Origin of the sequence: Desulfomicrobium norvegicum (genome assembly GCF_900114595.1) — a bacterium.
Taxonomy (GTDB): domain Bacteria; phylum Desulfobacterota; class Desulfovibrionia; order Desulfovibrionales; family Desulfomicrobiaceae; genus Desulfomicrobium; species Desulfomicrobium macestii.
The window spans coordinates 202,754-219,589 of sequence record NZ_FOTO01000002.1 but is presented as its reverse complement, the minus strand read 5'-3'; the positions used below and the strand labels follow the sequence as shown (position 1 = coordinate 219,589).

Sequence of the window (16,836 nt, the reverse complement as noted above, 5' to 3'; positions counted from 1 at the left end):
TACGAAAGTAATGATTCCTTACTTTGTAATTAAGTCCATACGCAAAACCGGTCAAGCGTACGAACAAACTTCCTTGCAAGGCCATTCCGCATGCCCGCCTGAGGCCAATCCTTGACTTGCGCCCCAGATGACCTAAATCAGAAGGGCTTATTTAAATTCGTAAGGCATACAGGCTGCAGATTTGCATTGATGCACCAAAATCACCTGCCTTGCCAACACACTCAAAGCCAAAAAAAACAATAATGAGGAGGAACAATGAACTTCCAGACTGTTTCCCAGACCCGCACCGATGTGCAGGCAACGAACCTTTTCCTGCGCGGGGTCTACAATTGGATGAGCCTGGGCCTGGGGCTGACCGCTGTGGTCGCATACGTCGTGGCCACCACGCCCGCCATCGCGCAAGTCATCTTTGCCAATCCCATAATTTTCTGGGGCCTGATCATCGCCCAGTTCGGCCTGGTCCTGGCCATATCCGGGGGCGTTCATCGCATGTCCGCCGGAACCGCAACGGGACTTTTCCTGCTGTACAGCGCCCTGACCGGCGCCACACTGTCGTCCATCCTGCTGGTCTACACGGCGGCCTCCATCTTCAAGGCCTTCATCGTCTGCACCGGCATGTTCGCAGCCATGAGCGTCTACGGCGCCACCACCAAAAAGGACCTGACCGGCTGGGGCAGCTTCTTGTTCATGGGGCTCATCGGCATCATCATCGCCTCCATCGTGAACATCTTCATGGCCAGCTCCGCCCTTGATTTCGTCATCAGCGGCATTGGCGTGCTCATCTTCACCGGTCTCACCGCCTACGACACCCAGAAGCTTAAGGTCATGGGCGAGTCCGCGCCCATGGACGATACCGTGGCCGTCCGTCGCGGCACCATCCTCGGAGCGCTGACCCTTTACCTGGACTTTATCAACCTGTTTCTCTTTTTGCTGCGATTCTTCGGATCTTCCCGAAACTAATCCAGGGGCGGCTGCTAGCCGCCCTTTTCCTTTTTCGGCGCCCATACCATGACTCCTGACCGCATCTCTCGTCTGCAAAGCCAGTTCCCACACATACTGGGCCCCTTAAGCAAGGCCTACGCCCGGCTCATGCGCTTGCGCGCCAGGCTCTACGCCTCGGGCAAGCGCGTGTCCTGGCGGCCCCCAGCTCCCTGCATCAGCGTGGGCAACATTTCCTGGGGCGGCACGGGCAAGACCCCGGTCGTATCCTGGCTGCTGGACTGGGCCCGCGACGAGGGACTCCGCCCCACGGTGCTGACTCGCGGCTATGGCGGCAAACCGCCGCACCTGCCCTATGCGGTCCAACTTTTGAGTCCGCCTCACGAGGCGGGTGACGAGCCGCTGCTGCTCAAACGCACGCACCCCCAGGCCCAAATCCTGGTCGATCCCAACCGCGTCCGGGCGGGCAAGATCGCGGCCAGAAAAATGGCCGATCTCTTTGTCCTCGACGACGGGTACCAGCACCTGCGCATCCAGCGCGACCTGAACCTGTGCCTCCTGTGCCCGCGCGATCTGGACATGGAATGGAACCGGGTCATCCCCGCCGGATCATGGCGCGAGGACACCTCCGCCCTGGCCAGGGCCGATGCGTTTCTGATCAACACCATGTTCGACGATGACGGGTGCCTTGAGACCATCGCCCACATCAAGCTGGCGATCCTGGGCAAGCCCATCTTCTTTTTTCGTGTCACGGCCCGGGGCGTGGCCAACGCCTTGACCGGCGAGACACAGGACACGCTGGACGGCCAGCGCTTTCTGCTGGTCACGGCTATCGCCAATCCGGACAAAGTGTGCCAGACTTGCAAGACTGATCTTGGAGAAAAGCCGGTCCGTCACCTGATCTATCCCGATCATCACCCCTTTGGCATCTCCGACTGGCAGGCCATTGTCGCGGCCGCCGAACGCAACAACTGCGCGCACATCGTCTGCACGCCCAAAGACGCCGTCAAACTTGCGCCCTTTGCCGATGAACGGCTGTGGACTCCGCAGCTGACGACATCCTTTTCAACCGCCGGCCCCCTGTCGTTTCGCGACTGGCTCGGCGATCGTTTTCACAACCTACCATGGACTTTACATGCCCCCGAAAAAGCAAGCTAAACAAACCAAATTTTCCAAGAAAAACCTCCTTACCGCCCTGCACCAGGCCGGTGCGCCCATGCGCAGCAAGAACATCTACGATCTGTTCGACGCCGACGCCTCCCTCAAGAAGGTCATCAAATCAACGCTGGCCCAGATGGTCGAGAGCGGCGAAATCGTGCAGATGGGCAAGAGCTACGGGCTCCTGGACAACCTGCCGCGCATGACCGGCACCCTCGACGTGCGCCGCTCGGGAGTGGGCTACCTCATTTCCGAAGACAAAAAGCAGAAGGATCTCTTCATCCACCCCAGCAACTTCGGCGGAGCCTGGCCCGGCGACAGGGTCGTCGCCGTCATCGACAGCTCGCGCAAGAAGGACTCCCCGGAAGGACGCGTCGTCGAGGTTCTGGACCGGGCCACGCGGGAGCTTCTGGTCAGGGTCAGCCGACGCATCCATCAAGACAGCTATTTCTGCCATCCCACGGACTCGCGCATGCCCTTCTACACTGTGGTCGATACCAGCGGCATTCCAAGCCCCGAAAAAGGCGACATCCTGAGCGTCGCGCCGGTGGAGGAGCAGGAAAAGGGACTTTGGCGCTGCACGGCCCTGCGCCGTCTGGGAGAAGAGCGGGATCTGGCCACCCAGGAACTGCTCGTCAAGACCGGCTATTCCATTCCCGAAGTCTTTCCGGTCCCGGCGCTGCGGCAGGCCGAAGCCCTGCCGGACGCCCCCGCTCCCAAGGACTGGGCGGGCCGCAACGACCTGCGCCGCCTCGCACTGGTGACCATCGACGGCGAAACGGCCAAGGATTTCGACGACGCGGTCTACGTCGAACGGCAGGAGAACGGATACCGCTTGGTCGTAGCCATTGCCGACGTGGCCCACTACGTGCCCGAAGGCTCCCCGCTGGACGTCGAGGCGCTGGCCCGGGGCAATTCCTATTATTTCCCGCTCTCCGTCGAGCCCATGTTCCCCGAGGCCCTGTCCAACGGACTGTGCAGCCTGCGGCCGATGGTTCCGCGCCTGGCCATGGTCGTGGACACGCCCTATTCGCTTGACGGAGAACCCGGCGCGCCAAGCCTCTACAACGCCGTGATCATGAGTCAGGCCCGCCTGACCTATAATCAGGTGCAGGCCGCCCTGGACGGCTCGCCGGACCAGGACACGGCCCCGCTTCTGCCCATGCTACGCGACGCCGAGGAACTGGCCAGAATTTTCATGAAGCGCCGCATGGATCGCGGCTGCCTGGATTTCGACATCCCCGAGGCCCAGGTCCGCGTGGTCGAGGACATCATCAGCGTCCACGCCGGAACCCGACTCTTCAGCCACCGCCTGATCGAGGAGTTCATGATCGCGGCCAATGAACGCGTGGCCGAATACATGGGCGCGCGCCAGCGCGTCTTCCCGTACCGCATCCATCCCCAGCCCGACGAAAAAAAGCTGGAGACCCTGCTGCGCATGCTCTCGCACACCAGCCTGGTGGACCGCCTGCCCAAGGAAATGAACCAGATGGGCCTGCAGCAGATCTCGCATGCGGCCAAGGGCACGGACATCGAATATCTGGTCAACCGCCTCATCCTGCGCACCATGATGCAGGCGCAATATTCGCCGGACAACGACGGCCATTACGGACTGGCCTCGGTCGCCTACTGTCATTTCACCTCGCCCATCCGCCGCTACGCGGATCTTCTGGTGCACAGGTCACTCAAAAGGTTGTTGGCGGGCGAAGCGGAAACAATGAGCGTGGGAGACGTGCAAGGCATCTGCGAAGGACTGAACGCCCTTGAACGCAAGGCCATGGAGGCGGAGCGGGAGATTCAGAAGAGATCGGCCATTCTGGCCCTTGAGGATCGGATTGGAGAGGAGATGCGCGGGGTTGTTTCCGGAGTGGCCGATTTCGGCTTCTGGGTGGAGCTTCTGGACATGCCCGTGGATGGGCTGGTGCGACTCGCCACCCTGGACGACTTCTTCGTCTTCGACCCGGAACGCCAGGACCTGCTCGGACAGCGCACCGGAAAAACCTTCGCCATGGGCCAGACCTTGAACGTGATCCTTGAGGCCGTAAGTCTGGAAAGGGTGGAGATCAACTTCACGTTGCCCTGAAGTCACTTCCCAATGCAAAATCCGTCGAACACGGCGCTCAGCACCTCCTGGGAGGAAATCTCACCCGTGATTTCCGCCAGAAGAACACAGGCCGTGTCCAGACGGACGGAGAGGATGTCATAGGGCTGTCCGTCCGCGAGTTCGTCCAGCATTTGCGCAAGCTCTTCGCCAGCACGGACCAGGGCCGTGTGCTGGCGCAGGTTGGGCACCAGCGCACCGGCTTCTGGAGCGCCCGTGGCGGCCACGATCCGGCGGATTGCCGCCAGCAGGTCAGACACGCCCTGGCCATGCTTGGCGGATAGCGGACACAACTCCCGTTCATTCCATGGGCTCTCCCCAAGCCAGGCAGGCTCGCCGCCCACAAGATCCATCTTGTTGGCCACAACGAGCAGATTGTCCGTATTCAGGGCCAGGTCCAGATCCTCGGCTCCGGGCCCGAGCTCGGAATCGATGACCAGCAAAACCAGATCGGCCCTTCCGAGAAGTTCGCGGCTGCGCTCGATGCCCAGGAGTTCAACGCTGTCGAGAGACGCGCGCAGGCCCGCCGTGTCCACCAGCCGCACAGGCAGGCCGTCAATCTGCACGGATTCCTCCAGATAGTCCCGCGTCGTACCCGGAATGTCGGTCACTATGGCCCGGTTGATCCCGAGAATCGCGTTCATCAGGCTCGACTTGCCCGCGTTGACCTGCCCCGCCAGAACCACCAGGGCCCCGTCGCGCCAGCAGCGGCCGCGATCGTAATTGTCGGCCAGCTCGGCCATGGCCTCGCGGACCTCGGCAACACCTGCAGCCAGATCCTCGGGGGCCAGGCACTCGACCTCGTCCTCGGGAAAATCCACGGCCACGCAGAGTTGCACGCGCAAGGCCTCAAGACCGGCCCGAAGCTCGCCGATGCGACGCGCCAGCAAACCCTCAAGCTTGCTCCCGGCCAGACCAACGGCAACGGCCGTGGGCGCGCCAACCAGCTCCATGATGGCCTCGGCCTGGGTCAGATCCATGCGTGAATTGAGAAAGGCCCGCTTGGAAAATTCGCCCGGCGCCGCCAGCCGCGCGCCATGCTCCAGACATTCCTCCACCACCCGGCGCAGAACGGCGCCGCCGCCATGACACTGCAGCTCAACGACGTCCTCTCCTGTGAAAGAACCCGGACCTGGCATGAAAGCCGCCAGCACCTCATCCAGAAAATTCCCTCCAGCGTCTCGCAGTTGCCCGTGATGCAGATGGTAGGGTCTAAAAGCCGTGAAGCCCGGACGAGAGGAATGAAAAAGACCGCGCGCGATTTCCCCGGCGGCCGGGCCGCTCAGGCGGACAATGCCGATGGCGCCCTGGCCGGGAGGAGTGGCGATGGCCACGATGGTGTCGGAATTTGTGTTCATGATAAAAAAAAGCGGGCCGAAGGCCCGCAAAGTTTAGGATTGACGAGCCTGGGCGGCTTCCTGACGTCTGGGTGGCCGACCGCCGGGTTTGCCGCGCTTGACCGGCAGGATGAGAACCCGCTTCATGTGCCCTTCGCCCTTGCTGCGCGTCTGCACGCCACGATCGTCCTGCAAGGCCATGTGCACGACCCGGCGATGAAAGGAAGACAGCGGCCTGGTGCTCTGCACCCGTCCGGATTTCTTTGCTTTTTCCGACAGGAACTGGGCAATGCCGAGGAGCTGCTCCTCCTGCTTCTGGCGATAATCGCCCGCATCCAGCTGGATGCGCGGACTCTGGGGCCAGGATTTGGAGACGATGCGGTTGGCCAGATACTGGAGCGCGGTGATGGTCTGCCCGTCGCGGCCAATGATCAGGCCCGAGTTGTCCTCGTCCTCGATGAGCACGGTGATGGGGCTTGACGCCACGTCGATGGCCAGGGTCACGTTGACCGCGATGGGCTTTATGAGGGCGGTCATGATCGTTCGGATATCCGCTTCCAACCGGACCATCTCCTCGGGGGAAAGCGTCGTGACGGGGCGAGGTTCATCTTCCTCGTCGAAATCAATGACTGCATCCGTCTCAAGGGCGGCATCGTCGGCCAGGACCACTTCCTCATGCAAAGCCGGAGCGACTGCCTGCACGGCACGCACCGGTTCGGCCACAGCGGGCACTATAGGCTCGTCCACAGCCGGATACAGGCGACGCCTTTTGGCCCGGATGGTCGCCTTTTTGGCGCCAAGGCCGAATATTCCGGATGATCCGCCACTGACGATTTCAATTTCCAGTGCCTCGCGCTGAGTGGCGAAAAACCGGCATGCGTCATCAATGGCCTGGTCCACGGTCTTGGCCTGAAAATCCTTGTATGTATTCATCCAGCTCTCCTTCACGTTCCTGAAAAAATCAAAAAACGCATCACGGCATGCCCGGCGGCGTCCACGAACGGACGCCGCCGGGCATGATCTCAATGCTACTTCGACTTTTTGATCATGTACGACTGCTGAGCGATGGACAGCAGGTTGTTGATCAACCAGTACACGACCAGACCGGAAGGAAAGTTCAGGAAAAGGAAGGTGAATATGACAGGCATGAACATCATGATCTTGGCCTGCATCGGGTCGCCCATGGGCGGAGACAGACGCTGCTGCAGGAACATGGTCGCGCCCATGATCAGCGGCGTGATGTAGTAGGGGTCCTTGGCTGAGAGGTCGGCCAGCCAGACCAGGTCCGTAAAGGGCAGGGTCGGGATGAAGGCCGCATGCCTGAGCTCGATGGCGCCAAGCAGGGCCTGGTACAGGGCGAAAAACACGGGAATCTGCAGCAGCATGGGCACACAACCGCCAGCCGGGTTGACCTTGTAGGTCTTGTAGAGCTGCATGATCTCGGAGTTCATCTTTTCGCGGTCGTCGGCGTACTTTTCACGAATCTTGGCCATCATGGGCTGCAACTTCTTCATCTGCTCCATGGACTTGTAGCTCTTGTGCGACAAGGGCCAGAAGAGGAGCTTGATGATGATGGTCAGGATGATGATCGCGATACCGTAGTTGCCTACATAACCGTACAGAAATTTCAGAAACTGATTGAGCGGCTTGGCGATGATGTCGAAAAAGCCGTAGTGCATGCTGCCTTTGAGGTCCTTAGGCATGATGGCCAGGTCCTTGTCCGTCTTGGGCCCGAAATAGTAGGACACGGTGCGCAGCTGTGTGATGCCTGGATCAAGCAGGACCTGATCGGCGACGGTCATGCGGTAGACATTGTCCTCAAGCTTGGCGCGGGCAAACATGTCCGAAGAGGTCGGCACCATGGCCAGCAGGAAGTAGTTACTCTCGATGCCGCCCCACTGGGCCGGAGTGGGGGATTCAACACCGATCTGCAGATCCTTCTGGCTGTCTTCCTCGGTCAGGCTTCCGGCGGCCATGTAGGCGATCTTTGTCATGTTGTACTTGTCGCTCTCGGCCGTGAGCGGAACGCTGGACACGGAAAAGGCCAGATGTCCCTGAACCTGTGCCGCGGTGACGTTGGTGATCTTGACCTCTTCCTTGACCTCGTACGTGCCGCCGGTGAAGGTCAGCACCCGGTCCATCTGCACGCCGCCGACGACGCCGCTCAGCTGGATGGTACCGCTCTGACCGTCGGAAAGATCCAGATCTCCGCCCTGTACGGTCCATTCGCCCTGGGCCCAGGTCGGCATGGAATTCCAGATCAGACCCATGGGTGCCTTGGTCACGGACTGCGCCGTGACCAGATCGATGTTTTTGGCGCCCGGATCAATGGTTTCCTTGTAATCCTTGAGCTCGAAACTCTCCAGCACGCCACCGGAAGCGTTGATCACGGCGTGATACAGGGGCGTTTCAATGGAAATCTTTTCCCCTGTGGAAGGAGCGAACTGCACGGTTGGCGAGGAAGGCATCACCGGCGTCCCATCCTGGGGAGCGGGAGCCTCGGTCTGATTGGGTGACGTAATATTCTGGGGTGCCGTTTCCAGGGGCGTGACCGGCGGAAACATGTAATTCCAGCCCAGAAGCACCAGCAGCGACAGGGAAACAGCGAGGATGACGCGTTTATTGCTATCCATTGATTTCAATCTCTCTTTGACAAGTTAGGGGAGGGAACCGGATCGTAACCACCGGCACACAGGGGATGACAACGCAACAACCGCCAGATGGCAAGGCCCATCCCCCGAAAAATTCCATGAGACAAGACGGCTTGCCGGGCATATTCGGAACACGAAGGAGTGAAACGGCAACAGGGAGAATAGAGCGGGGATATCAGATACTGATACAGGGAAAGGATGTATACGAAGGCTTGGCGCATGAAAACTCCGGAAAGGCCTAGGCCGCTCCAACCCGGGACACGATTTTTGTCATCAGTGGACCAAGTTCCGAGGACACCTGCGCAAGGTCCATGGAATCCACGCAAACGCCCCGCTTGGGCACCACGACAATGTCCGCGCGCAGGTGAAAATCATGCCTGTGAAGCCGGAAGTACTCCCGGACCAAACGCTTGACCCGATTGCGCCGCACGGACTTGCCAATTTTTCTGCTCACCGTAAGCCCAAGACGCCAGGACTCCCCGGCATCTTCCCGCTCGAGCACAAAGAGGGTGAAACTCTTTGAAAAAAAACGACGGCCCCGGTCATAACAGCTACAAAACTGGGGCCGTCTCTTCAGTCGATACGAGGGAGGGTAGGCTAGACGGCTAATCTTTTTCTTCCCTTTGCTCTTCTGCGGCGCAGCACGGCCTGGCCGTTCTTGGTCCGTGAACGAACCAGAAACCCGTGACTTCTCTTACGCTTGGTGGTGCTCGGTTGATATGTTCTCTTGCTCATTTCATTTCTCCTTCAAAAAAAGTAAACTGGGAATGTAGCCGCAAATACTTAACGCGTCAAGATGCATTGCGCTCTTGCCCGCTGGACAATTCCGCCCGCATCCACCAAACTGGCCAGACCAAGGAGGAGTACATGTTTTTTCATACCCCTGACTGGGAAATGACCCTGTTTCGGTGGATCAATCAGAGCTGGCAAAACCCGCCCTTCGATTATCTCATGCCCCTGTTCTCAAGCTCGGCCTTCCTGTGGGTCCTGGCCATCACCATGGTCGCCTTCGGCCTCAGACAGGGGCGCGTGTCCATGGTCGTCGTGCTTGCCCTGGCCGCAAGCATCGGCGTCTCCGACCTGACCTGTTCCCTGATCAAGGACAGCGTGGGCCGCGTGCGCCCCTACAAGAGCATCGGCGAAACCCGCTACCAGGATTCGGGATCATGGGCGACCCTGCCGCAGGACTTCACGACCACCAAACAACGGGGCTCGTCCTTTCCTTCCGCCCACGCGGCCAACTCCGCAGCGGCTGCTCTCGTCCTTTTCGCCACATTCCGCAAGAAGGCAATATGGGCCCTTCCGCTGGTCATCGGATACTCGCGGATCTATCTTGGAAAACACTTCCCCATGGACGTTCTGGCGGGCTGGGCCACGGGACTGGCCGTGGCCGGAGTCCTGCTCCCGCTCTATCCGTTGCTCTGGAGCCGCTTGCGCTCTCGATGGATCAGATAGAGGTTCCGGGTATAAATGATGGAACCCGTCGACTGGCCGACAATGAAAACGATGTCCTTGCGCAGAATGGCATAGGTCAGCAGAAAAAAACTGCCCAGCAAGCTGAAGTACCAGAAACTTATGGGGATGACGCTTTTCTTCTCCCTCTCGGAGACGATCCACTGCCAGAAAAAACGCATGAAGAAAAATCCCTGGCCCGTAAAACCGATGGCCAGCAACCACCACTGTGTCGTTAATTCCATGTTCCGCCCAAGGCGCACCTGCGCCGTATAAAAAAATCTTCCCGTCTCCACCGTTCGCCCCTATCCATATAATGCAGGGCGCGCCGGCAAAGGCGCGAGAAAAAAGGGTCAAGCCCGAAATGTTATTTCACGTTCGTATCGGAGACCACGTATCCGATATGCCGCTTCTGCATCCAGCGCACCGCGAGCAGATCATAGGCAGATGACCAGGCCCGGTCCCATATGCCGTACTTGGAGACGCCCTTGCTGCGTGGACGATGGTTGACGCGCACCTCCGCCACCCGTGCCCCCTCAAGCTTCATGAGAGTGGGCAAAAAGCGGTGCATGCCCGTGAACATGGGAATCCGCTTGACCATCTGCGCACGCATTACTTTAAGAGAGCAGCCCGTGTCACGGACAGTTTCACGGCTGATCCTGTTGCGCACCCAGTTGGCAAAACGCGAGGCGTAGCGCTTGACCACGCTGTCCTGACGCTTGGCCCTCCAGCCAATGACCATGTCGACGCCCTGGGCATAGACCTGAAGCATGGCCGGAATGTCGGCGGGATCGTTCTGCAGGTCCGCATCCAGGGTCACGACCACGTCGCCGGAGGCATAGCGAAAGCCGGCGGCAAAGGCGGCGGACTGCCCGCAGTTCCGGGCAAAGGACAAGAAGCGGACACGCTCATCCGCCCCGGCCAGGTCCCGAATGACGGCTAGACTGGAGTCCGTGCTGCCGTCATCCACCAGGACAAGCTCCCAGGGGTAGGTCAATCCTGACAGGCTGCGGGTTATCTCGGAGTACAGATCGCGAAGATTTTCTTCTTCGTTATACACTGGAATAATTAAAGAAATTTTATTAATTGTGTTTTTCATAAGAAAAAAGTGAATATAGCATTTGACAAGGCTTGTAAACCTACATAGAAAGCTCTTCTCACATGGCGCGGGGTGGAGCAGCATGGTAGCTCGTCGGGCTCATAACCCGAAGGCCGTAGGTTCAAATCCTGCCCCCGCTACCAAAGAAATCTAAGGCTTAAGAGCAAAACTCTTAAGCCTTTTTCTTTTGTGCCCCTCTTGCCATCCAGAGATTTTCCGCTTTTTTGTTCACCGCCCGAAATAATATCTTCTCCTTTGCACGATGCTTGACGAAGCCGTTCACGGTGAATTTGCCATGACGAATTCGGCCCGAGCCTGGGGGCGGGCAGGCAAATTCAGCCAGGAGAACCAATCATGGCCCGCCATGAGCAAAAAGGCATGCCCCATCTTCGGCCGGTATTTGCCCGTTCTGTAAATGCGCGAGGCAAAAAATCCGGGCCGCCGGTCAGCTCAGTCTCCTCCCGGCAAAGGCCGCCGCAAGAATGACCGCCATGCCGATCACGGCGTGCGGGGTCACGGTGGCGCCCCGGATCAGGGCGGCCAGCAGCACGGCCAGAGGCGGGGTCAGGTATGAAAGATAGCCGATGAGGGTCATGTTGCCTGTGGTCACGGCACGGTTCCAGAGCGTGAAGGATAGCCCCAGCGGCACCAGGCCCAGATAAAGGGCCGAGAACAGGGCCCCCGCCGGAGGCAGGGCCTGCGGAGCGCTTGCGGCGTAGACCAGGGTGGAAAAGAGGGCGGCCAGGACCGTGAAGGCCGGCATGTAGTCACGGGTGAGTCGAAGACGGGACAGCGCAACCGAGAAGCTGCTCCAGACCAGTCCGCAACCGAGGGCCATGAGGTAGCCGGGCAGATAGCGCGTTTCAAAATGCAGGCCTTTGCCTCCGGACACGACCAGGCCCGCACCCACGAGTCCGACCAGCGCCACGCCCAGAACAGGAAGGGACAGGCGCTTGTTGGCCAGAATGGAGGACATGACGACTATCCAGAAAGACCAGGTCGTGGTCAGAATGGCTCCCTCCACCAGGGGCGCGTGGTCGAGGGCCAGGTAGTACAGCGCGTGGTAGCCGAAGATGCCGGCCACGCCCAGCGCCGTGAGCTTCAGGTCCGGCCAGGGGATGGCCCGCCGCCGGGAGATGATCATCTCCTGCGCCACGAGATAAAGCGCCGCCGGGACAAAGCTGAAAAAAAGCAGCTCCGTGACATCGAGCCCGTCCAGACCGCTGCCCGTGGCCGCCGGCAGACTCGCCCAGCACAGCACCGCGCCGAATGCGTAGAGATAGGGTTTCATGGTCGTCCTAGAAAAGCTTGCTGCCGATCTTGGCGTTGACCGCCGGGGAGACAAAGGTCGCTTCGCCGCTGTCCCTTCCCGGGTACTGCACGCCAAGGACCAGCACTTCGGAGACAACCTCCCCCATCCGGCGCGGCGGGAAGTTGAGCACCGCGAGCACCAGCCGGCCTGCCACCTCTTCCGGCGGATGCGCGGTGAAGCGACCGTAACTGACGCGTCGGCCGTATTTTCCGAAATCGACGACCATCCTGTAGGTGGGCTTTGGCGTCGCGTCGCAGGGTTCAGCCGAAACGACACGCCCGACGCGAATGTCCAAAAGTCCCAGGGATTCTTCAAAATTCACTGACGGTTTGAGTTCCGAAGCCACAAAAATCCTCCTTGGCTGATGAACACAGAGTCAAGGGGCCACCCCACGCGAACGTGGCCAGGGCCAGATCAACCCTGATGGAACATGCCCGCCTGAAGGGCAAGTTCTTACGCCCTGGCCCGTGCCTAGCGCAAGCCCAGGGTTCTTGCGGCTTGTACCTGTCAAGGAACTCGGGTAATCTTTATCGTTATTGATTGCATCGTCGGTTCAAGGAGTCTTCATGTCCGTCCGCGCCAAAGTGTTCACCATCATCCTTGTCCTGTTCGCCTCTCTGGGCGTGGCGGATTTTTTCGTCCAGCGTTTCGTCGTCTACCCCAGCTTTCTGGAGCTCGAGCATCAGCAGGCGGGGCAGAACCTGCAACGCATATTTCACGCCATCGACAGGGAAAACTACCATCTGGAGCGCATCTGCCGCGACTGGGCGACCTGGGACGACACCTACGACTTCATGAACACACGTTCCGAGACCTACAAAACAAGCAATCTCTACGACGAAGCGCTGGACAGCATCTCGGTGAATGTAATGATCTATTGCGCGCAGGATGGAACGATCGTCTGGAGCAATGCCCGCGACACGATTCAAAAAAGTGCCATCTCTCTTGACCTGCTGACGCAGGGACGCATCGCCCCGGACCACCCGCTGCTGAAAATTCCGGGCGCGAAAGAAGGACAAAAAGGCATAACCGGAGTCGTCAATACCGAGCGTGGCCCCCTGCTTTTTGCCACACGACAGATCCTGCGTTCGGATGGAAGCGGTCCCGGTAACGGCTTCCTGGTCATTGGACGAATCTTGAACCAGGACATGGTCAAAACCCTGGGTGAACAGACCCGCATCGCCTTTGAAATCGTCTATCCCTACGCAAAAGAACAGACGCTGTGCGGCAAAAAAGAAGTCACTTACGCCAGCATCGACAACCTCGATTACTTCACCCTGGACGAAGGCGAATTCGTCAAGGTTTGCGGGGCATATCTCGATCCGACAGGGTTGCCCATCTTCGGCATCCACTACCTGTTCCCCCGGGATATTACCCAAAAGGGCATCTCGAGCATCCGCTACGCCATGGTCCTGGTGGTCTCGTCCGGACTTTTGGTGCTCGTATTGCTGAATGTTTTGCTGCAGGCCGTTGTGCTCAGGCCCCTGCAAAGGCTGACCAGGCATGCGGCCAGGCTGCAACAGGAAGGGGATTATTCCCTGCGCATTGATCTGCAGCGCAACGACGAGGTCGGAATCCTGGCCAAAAGCTTCGACAACATGGTGCAAACCATCCGCGAACGCACCGAGGATCTCAAGCGCGCCAACGAACAGTTGAAGCAGCTGTCCCTCCTGGACGGCTTGACGGGAGTCGCCAACCGCCGCATGTTTGACAATTGCCTGAAGCAGGAATGGCGGCGGGCCATGCGCGATCAGACTCCCATCGGCATCATCCTGGCAGATGTTGATTTTTTCAAGGATTACAACGATAAACATGGACATCTGCAGGGTGATCAGTGCCTTATCGCCGTGGCGGCAGTCATGCAGCGCATGATGCAGCGCCCGGCGGATCTGGTCACACGCTTCGGCGGCGAGGAATTTGCCGTCATCCTGGCCGACACTGACGCCGAGGGCGTGACGCATGTGGCCGAGGCCATGCGCCAGGCGGTGCTGGACCTGCACCTGGAGCATGGCGCATCCCAGGTGGGGCCCTTCGTGACCGTGAGCTTTGGCGTGGCCTCCATGACCCCTCGGCTTGAAGACGGTGATGACGGCATGGCGAAGCTGCTGCAGAAGGCGGACAATGCCATGTACCAGGCCAAAAGATCGGGGCGCAACCGGGTCGTGGCTTCGAGTGATGACCAACCCGCCATGCCTTCCGAATGATTTTTCCTCCGCTCCGGATGTTCCGGCGCGGTTCCTTTTCTTCATCGTCACGGCTCCATGCCGACAAGGATATATATGTCTTTTGATTCCCTTGGGCTCCCGCCCGCTCTGGTTCAGGCCCTGCAGACCCGCAAGCTCGACACGCCCCTGCCCGTGCAGGAGGCCGCGCTGCCGGTGCTGATGGCCGGAAAATCGGCCATGCTCGTTTCTCGAACCGGTTCGGGCAAGACGCTTGCCTATCTGCTGCCCATTCTGGCGGGCATCAACGCCGAGAGCATGCACGTGCAGGCCGTGGTGCTGGCTCCCACCCACGAGCTGGCCATGCAGATCCACCGCGTGGCCACGGACCTGTCCCGCGACGCCGGCCTTGGCGTGCGGGTGCAGTCCCTCATCGGCGGGGCAGCGGTCAGCCGCCAGATCGAGGGGCTCAAGAAAAAACCCCATCTGGTGATCGGCTCCGCCGGCCGCATGACGCACCTCATGGAGCTTGGAAAACTCAAGCTGAAAGAAACCGTATGGCTGGTCCTCGACGAAGCGGATCGTCTGCTCATCGAGGAAGGGTTGGAGCACATCCGCAAGATCACGGGCCAGCTTGGTCCCGAGACCCGTTTCGTCTTCGTCTCCGCCACCGAGGGCCCGGCCACGACCCGCATCGCTCGCGGGCTGGCCCCGAACCTTGACTTCGTGCGCGCGCAGGACGGAATCAGCCCGGCCATCCGGCACTGCTATCTGGTATGCGAGGAACGCGACAAGACCGACTGGCTGCGCAAGGTGCTGCGCGGCCTTTCCCCCGAGCGGGCCTTGGTCTTCGTGCACCGGGGAGCCAGCGCCGAACGCATGTCCGAACGCCTGGAACATCACCAGCTGGCCGTGGCCGATCTGCACGGCGCGCACGACAAGTTCGAACGCCAGGCCGCCCTGGATGATTTCCGCAAAGGCAAGGCCCAGACGCTCATCGCTTCGGACATCGCAGCCCGGGGGCTCGATATTTTCGGGGTGGAACTGGTGGTCAACGTGGACGTGCCAAGCCAGAGCCGCGATTATCTGCACCGCGCCGGGCGCACGGGACGAGCCGGCGCCGAGGGCCTTGTGCTGTCCCTCATGACCGAGGCTGAGAGCCGTCTGGCCAAGCGCTACGCCCAGGATCTGGACATCGTCCTGGAACAGGTACAGCTCGTGCGCGGCGCCCTTGTCCCGGCCACGGGCGACTCCGCGCAGACCCTGCGCCCGGCTCCGCGTCCTTTCGGCCCCAGCCGGGGCGGCAAGAAAAGGCCGGCCCCCGCAGGCCCTGAAACCCGCAAGGAATCCACCGCCACGACCCCGCCCGCTTCCGCCAGGCAACCACAATCCCACGACAAGGCCGCGCCACCCGTGGCCCGCAAACGCGGGCCCGCGCTCCCCGGCGCAAAGTCCGGCAAGACCGGACAAAAAGTATGGTCGGGACCCAAGCGGAACAAACCCGCCTGATCCTTGCCCGCCCGGCGCTAAACACACGCGCCGGGCCCTTTCTGCCTGCACCGCCCTTGAGCCGCCTTCGACAAACCAAGCCCCCGCGCCCCCACATATCTTCGCATCCAGACTGCCAATAAAATCCGGTTGTTGACAAAAATACGGATTCCCGGATAGCTATGCCCATTGATGTTATTATTTTTCAATTAGTGCTATTCTTGAGGCCGGTTTTCCAATTCCATAGTTTCAACTCGCAAACCCTGGCGCGATCCGTATTGCCAAAGACCGGCCAGGAGGGGAGGTACATTTCCATGTTCAGAACTCTCGCGCTTTGTCTCACCATGCTTTTCTGCCTTTCGGGCGTGGCCCTGGCCCATTTCGGAATGGTCATCCCTTCATCAAGCATCGTCATGGAGAAAAAGGATGCGACCGTCTCCTTTGCCCTGTCCTTTTCCCATCCCATGGAAATGGTCGGCATGCCTCTTGTCGCTCCGGCCTCGTTCAAGGTTTTCGTGGACGGAGAGGCGCAGGAGATGAAGGATGCCCTGAAACCCGCCACGATCATGGAACATCCATCCTGGACCGCCGAGTACACGATTAAAAGACCCGGCGTGTACCAGTTTGTCATGGAACCCACCCCTTACTGGGAACCGGCCGAGGACTGCTTCATCGTCCATTACACCAAGACCGTCATCGCCTCCTTCGGCGAGGAAGAGGGCTGGGGCGAACCCCTTGGCCTCAAGACCGAAATCGTCCCCCTGACCAGGCCCTTCGGCAACTATGCCGGCAATGTCTTCCAGGGCCGGGTGCTCCTCGACGGTAAACCCGTTGCGGGCGCGGACGTCGAGGTGGAATTCTACAACAAGGACAAAAAGTACGAAGCGCCAAGCGACTACATGATCACCCAGGTAGTCAGGACCGACGCCGACGGCGTATTCACCTATGCCGTGCCTTTCGCCGGATGGTGGGGTTTTGCGGCCCTCAATACGGCGGCTGAAAAGATGGATCACGAAGGTACGCCCAAGGATGTGGAGCTGGGCGCAGTGCTGTGGGCTCAGTTTCTCGATCCCGTGCGCAAATAGGGGGTCCATGCCGGGGCCCGCTCCGGGACCCGTAACATGTGCCGGGCATGGA

The 16,836-nt window shown here is 60.0% G+C and carries 17 protein-coding genes and 1 tRNA gene; 8 read left to right on the top strand and 10 right to left on the bottom strand.

Features of this window, described 5'->3' with window-relative positions:
* The first annotated feature begins 255 nt into the window (after positions 1–255).
* The 3 genes from BMZ24_RS05010 to rnr are packed head-to-tail and all read left to right on the top strand — an operon-like array spanning position 256 to position 4,180.
* Positions 256–960, top strand: coding sequence for a Bax inhibitor-1/YccA family protein (locus tag BMZ24_RS05010; RefSeq protein ID WP_092189922.1), 705 nt, complete (start codon positions 256–258; stop codon positions 958–960).
* A 48-nt stretch (positions 961–1,008) separates the two neighbouring features.
* On the top strand, positions 1,009–2,097 hold the full coding sequence (lpxK, locus tag BMZ24_RS05005) for a tetraacyldisaccharide 4'-kinase (protein ID WP_092189920.1): 1,089 nt from the start codon (positions 1,009–1,011) through the stop codon (positions 2,095–2,097).
* Positions 2,075–4,180, top strand: a complete 2,106-nt coding sequence (gene rnr, locus BMZ24_RS05000; RefSeq protein ID WP_092189918.1) for a ribonuclease R — start codon at positions 2,075–2,077, stop codon at positions 4,178–4,180. The genes lpxK and rnr overlap by 23 nt, the downstream gene beginning before the upstream one ends.
* A 2-nt stretch (positions 4,181–4,182) precedes the next feature.
* Here the strand turns inward: rnr and mnmE are convergent, their stop codons facing one another.
* The 6 genes from mnmE to rpmH form a co-directional block, all read right to left on the bottom strand.
* Positions 4,183–5,556: a tRNA uridine-5-carboxymethylaminomethyl(34) synthesis GTPase MnmE gene (gene mnmE / locus BMZ24_RS04995; RefSeq protein ID WP_092190226.1), complete on the bottom strand. Its 1,374-nt coding sequence runs from the start codon at positions 5,554–5,556 to the stop codon at positions 4,183–4,185.
* 33 nt (positions 5,557–5,589) lie between these two features.
* Positions 5,590–6,468 carry a Jag family protein gene (locus BMZ24_RS04990; protein ID WP_092189916.1) on the bottom strand — a complete coding sequence of 293 codons (879 nt, stop codon included), beginning with the start codon at positions 6,466–6,468 and terminating at the stop codon, positions 5,590–5,592.
* Positions 6,469–6,563: 95 nt separating this feature from the next.
* Positions 6,564–8,168 carry a membrane protein insertase YidC gene (gene yidC / locus BMZ24_RS04985; RefSeq protein ID WP_092189914.1) on the bottom strand — a complete coding sequence of 535 codons (1,605 nt, stop codon included), beginning with the start codon at positions 8,166–8,168 and terminating at the stop codon, positions 6,564–6,566.
* A gap of 5 nt (positions 8,169–8,173) precedes the next feature.
* A complete protein-coding gene (gene yidD, locus BMZ24_RS04980; protein WP_092189912.1) occupies positions 8,174–8,407 on the bottom strand; it encodes a membrane protein insertion efficiency factor YidD in 234 nt (77 codons plus the stop codon).
* A 17-nt stretch (positions 8,408–8,424) separates the two neighbouring features.
* Positions 8,425–8,796 carry a ribonuclease P protein component gene (rnpA, locus tag BMZ24_RS04975; RefSeq protein ID WP_092189910.1) on the bottom strand — a complete coding sequence of 124 codons (372 nt, stop codon included), beginning with the start codon at positions 8,794–8,796 and terminating at the stop codon, positions 8,425–8,427.
* On the bottom strand, positions 8,784–8,921 hold the full coding sequence (gene rpmH, locus BMZ24_RS04970; protein ID WP_015775318.1) for a 50S ribosomal protein L34: 138 nt from the start codon (positions 8,919–8,921) through the stop codon (positions 8,784–8,786). Before rpmH ends, rnpA begins: the two co-directional genes overlap by 13 nt.
* Positions 8,922–9,053: 132 nt before the next feature.
* Here rpmH and BMZ24_RS04965 point away from each other — a divergent pair, with 132 nt between their 5' ends.
* Positions 9,054–9,641 (top strand): phosphatase PAP2 family protein, encoded by a 588-nt coding sequence (locus tag BMZ24_RS04965; RefSeq protein ID WP_092189908.1) that lies wholly within the window; start codon positions 9,054–9,056, stop codon positions 9,639–9,641.
* Here the strand turns inward: BMZ24_RS04965 and BMZ24_RS04960 are convergent.
* Entirely contained in the window at positions 9,596–9,883 is a 288-nt protein-coding gene (locus tag BMZ24_RS04960) for a lipid-A-disaccharide synthase N-terminal domain-containing protein (RefSeq protein ID WP_092190224.1), read from the bottom strand. The genes BMZ24_RS04965 and BMZ24_RS04960 overlap by 46 nt on opposite strands.
* Positions 9,884–10,005: 122 nt before the next feature.
* The gene (locus BMZ24_RS04955; protein WP_092189906.1) at positions 10,006–10,737 is read right to left on the bottom strand and encodes a glycosyltransferase family 2 protein; all 732 of its coding nucleotides are present in this window, start codon (positions 10,735–10,737) and stop codon (positions 10,006–10,008) included.
* Between the two features lie 66 nt (positions 10,738–10,803).
* Here BMZ24_RS04955 and BMZ24_RS04950 point away from each other — a divergent pair.
* Positions 10,804–10,880 (top strand) — tRNA-Met (locus tag BMZ24_RS04950).
* A 302-nt stretch (positions 10,881–11,182) separates the two neighbouring features.
* Here BMZ24_RS04950 and BMZ24_RS04945 read toward each other — a convergent pair.
* The gene (locus BMZ24_RS04945; protein WP_092189904.1) at positions 11,183–12,028 is read right to left on the bottom strand and encodes a DMT family transporter; all 846 of its coding nucleotides are present in this window, start codon (positions 12,026–12,028) and stop codon (positions 11,183–11,185) included.
* 7 nt (positions 12,029–12,035) lie between these two features.
* On the bottom strand, positions 12,036–12,395 hold the full coding sequence (locus BMZ24_RS04940) for a tRNA-binding protein (RefSeq protein WP_092189902.1): 360 nt from the start codon (positions 12,393–12,395) through the stop codon (positions 12,036–12,038).
* A 220-nt stretch (positions 12,396–12,615) separates the two neighbouring features.
* On the opposite strand from BMZ24_RS04940, the gene BMZ24_RS04935 reads away from it, so the two are divergent.
* The 3 genes from BMZ24_RS04935 to BMZ24_RS04925 all read left to right on the top strand — a co-directional run bounded on the left by BMZ24_RS04935 (position 12,616) and on the right by BMZ24_RS04925 (position 16,784).
* Positions 12,616–14,253 (top strand): sensor domain-containing diguanylate cyclase, encoded by a 1,638-nt coding sequence (locus BMZ24_RS04935; RefSeq protein ID WP_092189900.1) that lies wholly within the window; start codon positions 12,616–12,618, stop codon positions 14,251–14,253.
* A gap of 75 nt (positions 14,254–14,328) precedes the next feature.
* On the top strand, positions 14,329–15,720 hold the full coding sequence (locus BMZ24_RS04930; RefSeq protein ID WP_161949039.1) for a DEAD/DEAH box helicase: 1,392 nt from the start codon (positions 14,329–14,331) through the stop codon (positions 15,718–15,720).
* Between the two features lie 293 nt (positions 15,721–16,013).
* Positions 16,014–16,784: a DUF4198 domain-containing protein gene (locus BMZ24_RS04925; protein WP_092189896.1), complete on the top strand. Its 771-nt coding sequence runs from the start codon at positions 16,014–16,016 to the stop codon at positions 16,782–16,784.
* The last annotated feature ends 52 nt before the right edge of the window (positions 16,785–16,836 follow it).

Excerpts from the sequence above, each read along its gene's own strand:
- BMZ24_RS05010 (WP_092189922.1), top strand. The coding sequence starts at position 256 with ATGAACTTCCAGACTGTTTCCCAGACCCGCACCGATGTGCAGGCAACG.
- lpxK (WP_092189920.1), top strand. The coding sequence starts at position 1,009 with ATGACTCCTGACCGCATCTCTCGTCTGCAAAGCCAGTTCCCACACATA.
- rnr (WP_092189918.1), top strand. The coding sequence starts at position 2,075 with ATGCCCCCGAAAAAGCAAGCTAAACAAACCAAATTTTCCAAGAAAAAC.
- mnmE (WP_092190226.1), bottom strand. The coding sequence starts at position 5,556 with ATGAACACAAATTCCGACACCATCGTGGCCATCGCCACTCCTCCCGGC.
- BMZ24_RS04990 (WP_092189916.1), bottom strand. The coding sequence starts at position 6,468 with ATGAATACATACAAGGATTTTCAGGCCAAGACCGTGGACCAGGCCATT.
- yidC (WP_092189914.1), bottom strand. The coding sequence starts at position 8,168 with ATGGATAGCAATAAACGCGTCATCCTCGCTGTTTCCCTGTCGCTGCTG.
- yidD (WP_092189912.1), bottom strand. The coding sequence starts at position 8,407 with ATGCGCCAAGCCTTCGTATACATCCTTTCCCTGTATCAGTATCTGATA.
- rpmH (WP_015775318.1), bottom strand. The coding sequence starts at position 8,921 with ATGAGCAAGAGAACATATCAACCGAGCACCACCAAGCGTAAGAGAAGT.
- BMZ24_RS04965 (WP_092189908.1), top strand. The coding sequence starts at position 9,054 with ATGTTTTTTCATACCCCTGACTGGGAAATGACCCTGTTTCGGTGGATC.
- BMZ24_RS04960 (WP_092190224.1), bottom strand. The coding sequence starts at position 9,883 with ATGGAATTAACGACACAGTGGTGGTTGCTGGCCATCGGTTTTACGGGC.
- BMZ24_RS04955 (WP_092189906.1), bottom strand. The coding sequence starts at position 10,737 with ATGAAAAACACAATTAATAAAATTTCTTTAATTATTCCAGTGTATAAC.
- BMZ24_RS04945 (WP_092189904.1), bottom strand. The coding sequence starts at position 12,028 with ATGAAACCCTATCTCTACGCATTCGGCGCGGTGCTGTGCTGGGCGAGT.
- BMZ24_RS04935 (WP_092189900.1), top strand. The coding sequence starts at position 12,616 with ATGTCCGTCCGCGCCAAAGTGTTCACCATCATCCTTGTCCTGTTCGCC.
- BMZ24_RS04930 (WP_161949039.1), top strand. The coding sequence starts at position 14,329 with ATGTCTTTTGATTCCCTTGGGCTCCCGCCCGCTCTGGTTCAGGCCCTG.
- BMZ24_RS04925 (WP_092189896.1), top strand. The coding sequence starts at position 16,014 with ATGTTCAGAACTCTCGCGCTTTGTCTCACCATGCTTTTCTGCCTTTCG.